We start from the raw sequence: 3,427 nt of genomic DNA, 5'->3' as shown, positions 1-3,427 counted from the left end.
CCCGGCAGGCGGTCCGGCGTCAGGCGGCCGAAGGCGGCCATGATCGCGGCGCCGACCTGCACGGTCGGCCCCTCGCGGCCGGCCGAGGCGCCGCAGAGCAGGCCGAGGAACAGGACCAGCACCTTTCCGCACGCCACCCGCGGCGAGATCAGCGAGAACCGGAAGCGCGCATCCCGGGCGTGCCGGGCGGCGATCACCTGCGGGATGCCGGACCCTTGCGAGTTCGGGAACACCGTCCGGGCGAGCAAGGCCGCGAGCGCGAAGCCCGCGGGCGTGAGCACCAGCGCGATCAGCGGCGAGGGCGCGGTGAGCCGCCGGAACCCGTCCTGCGCGAGGTCGGCGCCCTTGGCCATCAGCACCGCGGCCAGGCCGACGCAGATGCCGCCCGCGAGGAACAGCAGCCGCCCCCGCCAAAGCGGATAGGCCTCCCGCGAGGCCGAGCGCAGGCGCGTGATCGAACGGCGGTAGCGGGAGCGTTTCGGGCCCGACGCGGCGGGCTCTGTCGTCGTCGGCGCGTCCCGCATCTCGGTCATGAAAAGGCACTTCGTCCGCACAGCCGGAACCTGCGGTATAGCGTGGCTTGCGGGGAATGGGGCGCCCCCTCCCCCGCGCCGTTACGCCGGCACGGCGCCGACCGTCAGCCGATGCCCGAACACGTCCGCGGCGGCGGCCAGCCGGTCGAGGCCGGTCGGGTGATCGGGATCGAGGACGCGCCGGGCCTCCCGCTCATCGACATCGAGCAACTTCGCCAGGGCGACCTTGGACAGGCCCGAGTCGCGCCACAGGACATAGATCGTCGCCTTGGCGGCGAGCGCCGGAGCGAGGGCGATCCGGTGCAACCCCTCGGCCGCGGCGACGGCCGCCGGGGGCGGCTCCAGGTCCATGCCGAAATGGATGCGCCCCCGCACCGCCGCGTTCAGGGCCTGCGCCATCTCGGCAAGCGCCTCGGCCTCGTCGCCGCCGAACGCGACGGCGTCGGGCATCGCCGCCGCATAGGCCCCGACGGAGCCGTCCTCCTCACGCCGGAGCGCGACCGCGTAAGTCCAGTGAAAATCCATGGTCGGACCTTTGTCCGTGCAAGAGGCCGAAACGAGACGGGGCGACACCTTCGCCTAGAAGGCATCGAGGTCGATCTCCAGTTGCTTCAGGATCCGCTTGACCCAGAGGGGCTTGAGTTCGCCGCTCTGGACGGTGGTGGTCCTGTCGCCGACCTTGACCGTGTAGTGCAATCCCTTGCCCCTATCCTTCAGCAGAGCGAAGGCGAGACCGTTCTTCCTGGCGAAGCGCCGCAGATCCCGGATGAGATCCTCCCGCTTCATGTCCCGGACTCCGTTTCAATGGGGGCAGCATCGGACGTCTCTGTCCGAACATCAAGTCGGAGCGGACATGCATGTCCGGTTTTCACGACCTCGTTCGCTGGCCGACCCTCAAGCGGCGTTGCGCGAGCACGCCCCTCAGCCCTCCGCCGCGCACAACCGCTCCACCGCCTTCACATAGGCCTTCGCGTCGAACTTCTTCAGCGAGTTCTCGCTCTGGTAGCGGACCGTGCCGAAGATCGGGCGGCGCTGCCAGGGGCGGTCGTGGAGGCCGTACACCCAGGCGACGTTGGTGAAGGAGTTCGCGTCGCGCCCGTCCAGGAAGTAGCGGTTGTTGAGCCGGAGCGTCCGGCCAAAACCCTCCTTCGCCGAGGGCGACCATTCCAGGATCTTCTTGCCCCAGTACATGCGCAGCTGGTTGTGCATGTAGCCGGTCTCGCGCATCTCGCGCATCGCGGCGTTCCAGTAGAGGTCGTGGGTCTCGCCGGCCGCGAGCTGATCCTCCGAATAGAGGTTCGGTCGCTCGTCCTCGGCCTGCTCGGAGAGCGTCTTGCGCGCCCAGTCCGGAACCGCCTTGTCGTAGTCGTCGTAGCCCTCCGTGTAGAACACGTGGTTCATGGCGAGTTCGCGCCGCACGATCAGCTCCTCCAGGTAGGCGCCGCGGTCGTCGTCGTCGCCAGCCTTGGCCTCCCGCACCGCCAGGGCGATCTCCACCGGCGAGATCTGGCCGAAATGCAGGAACGGGCTCATGTGCGAGGCGGCCGCCGCCTCCGGCCTGTTGCGGCCGTTGCCGTAGCCCTCGAACCCTTCCTTGAGGAACGCCTTGAGCCGCTTGCGCGCCTCGGTCTCGCCGCCGACGAAGCGCTTCACCGGGCCGACCTCCCGGTCGAGGCTCATGCCGGCCAGCACCGCCTCCGGATCGGACACGTCGATCTCGCCGTCGGGCGTGACGCCCTTCGCCGCGTGCTTGGGCTTGCGCGGCTTCAGGTCGGCGATGAACGGGTCCCAGAGCCGGTTCAGCTTCGGCCGGAGCGTGCGGGCGGCGAATTCGTGCTTGTTCGACGCCGTCTCGACGGGGACGACCACGTCGCCCTCGACCTGGACGATGCGGGTCTTCACCGCCTTCGCGATCTCCCGGTACCAGCCCTTCTGGATCGCGAGGTAGCCCCGGTCCAGGACCAGCAGCGCCGCCTCCTTTGCGAGGTCGATCGCGATCTTGGCGGGCGCGCACTTGCGCATCACGAACCCGACGCCGCGCTTCTCCAGCCCCGCCTTCGCATCCGCGAGACCCTGGAGCAGGAAGGCGTAGTGCCGGGCGTTGGCCTCCGGGAAACCGCTCTTGCCGTCGAGCAGGCCGAAGCAGGCGACCACCGGCAGGCCGAGGCGGTTCGCCTCCTCGATGGCGAATTCCAGGGCCGGATTGAACTGGGCGCGGTTGGCCTGCTGGAGGAGGTACAGGACGTAGCGCCCGTCCGCCCGCGGCTCGACGTCGTTGAGAACCCGGATCCGCTCGCCCTGGATCGCCATACCCGCACGCTGTCCTTCTTTGTCCGTCCCGACGGAGACTTGGCCGGACAGCTAGCGCGGGTAACGAATTCGTCCCTTCACGCGGCCGTCATGAATTGCCGCAGTGGAACGGCATCGCAGGGCCGCGGTTCCGCACGGCGAAATCCGTGTTTCTCAACGGTTTGCCGTCGGATTTGCCGCCCGGTATCGCCTGAAGTCTGTCCTCTTGGGCTGCGATGCAGATGCGACATTTTCGACACAGCGGGGGTGCGATGCGTGTGCGGCCGCACGAAAGGACAGCCTTTCTGTCCGAACGGCCTTGTAATTTTCGGCCATGCGCGCAGATTGTGCAGCGCGGGATGGCGATGGCGTCGCGATCCCGCTGCCCTTCTTGGGCGTTTCCTCCCTAGACTTCGGGCCGCTCCTTCGGGAGTGGCCTTTTTTCTGTTCGGTCCCCCGTGTCACCGAACCGGGGCGGGAGCGCTGGCCCCAGGCCGCGCGGGACGCCATGCTGCCCGCGAGCGCCGGGACAGGCGCCGGAGGACACGCCATGAGGATGCTTTCCACCGCGCTGCCGGCTTTGGCCTGCCTGCTCGCCCTCGCGG

At 69.0% G+C, this 3,427-nt stretch carries 4 protein-coding genes; all 4 read right to left on the bottom strand.

Annotated elements, in window-relative coordinates; genetic code table 11:
• The coding region (locus FV228_RS23995) for a chloride channel protein (protein ID WP_246694015.1) at positions 1–524 on the bottom strand (524 nt) is incomplete at its 3' end.
• 90 nt (positions 525–614) lie between these two features.
• On the bottom strand, positions 615–1,058 hold the full coding sequence (locus FV228_RS23990) for a hypothetical protein (protein ID WP_147856858.1): 444 nt from the start codon (positions 1,056–1,058) through the stop codon (positions 615–617).
• A gap of 54 nt (positions 1,059–1,112) precedes the next feature.
• Entirely contained in the window at positions 1,113–1,319 is a 207-nt protein-coding gene (locus FV228_RS23985; protein WP_147856857.1) for a hypothetical protein, read from the bottom strand.
• A 135-nt stretch (positions 1,320–1,454) separates the two neighbouring features.
• Positions 1,455–2,843 carry a deoxyribodipyrimidine photo-lyase gene (locus FV228_RS23980; protein WP_147856856.1) on the bottom strand — a complete coding sequence of 463 codons (1,389 nt, stop codon included), beginning with the start codon at positions 2,841–2,843 and terminating at the stop codon, positions 1,455–1,457.
• Positions 2,844–3,427 lie beyond the last annotated feature (584 nt).

It is taken from the genome of Methylobacterium sp. WL18 (assembly GCF_008040015.1).
GTDB classification, from domain to species: domain Bacteria; phylum Pseudomonadota; class Alphaproteobacteria; order Rhizobiales; family Beijerinckiaceae; genus Methylobacterium; species Methylobacterium mesophilicum.
The sequence above is the reverse complement of the archived record's forward strand: the minus strand, read 5'-3'. Positions and strand labels throughout refer to the sequence as shown.

Coding starts and splice junctions, on each gene's coding strand:
- FV228_RS23990 (WP_147856858.1), bottom strand. CDS start 1,058: ATGGATTTTCACTGGACTTACGCGGTCGCGCTCCGGCGTGAGGAGGAC.
- FV228_RS23985 (WP_147856857.1), bottom strand. CDS start 1,319: ATGAAGCGGGAGGATCTCATCCGGGATCTGCGGCGCTTCGCCAGGAAG.
- FV228_RS23980 (WP_147856856.1), bottom strand. CDS start 2,843: ATGGCGATCCAGGGCGAGCGGATCCGGGTTCTCAACGACGTCGAGCCG.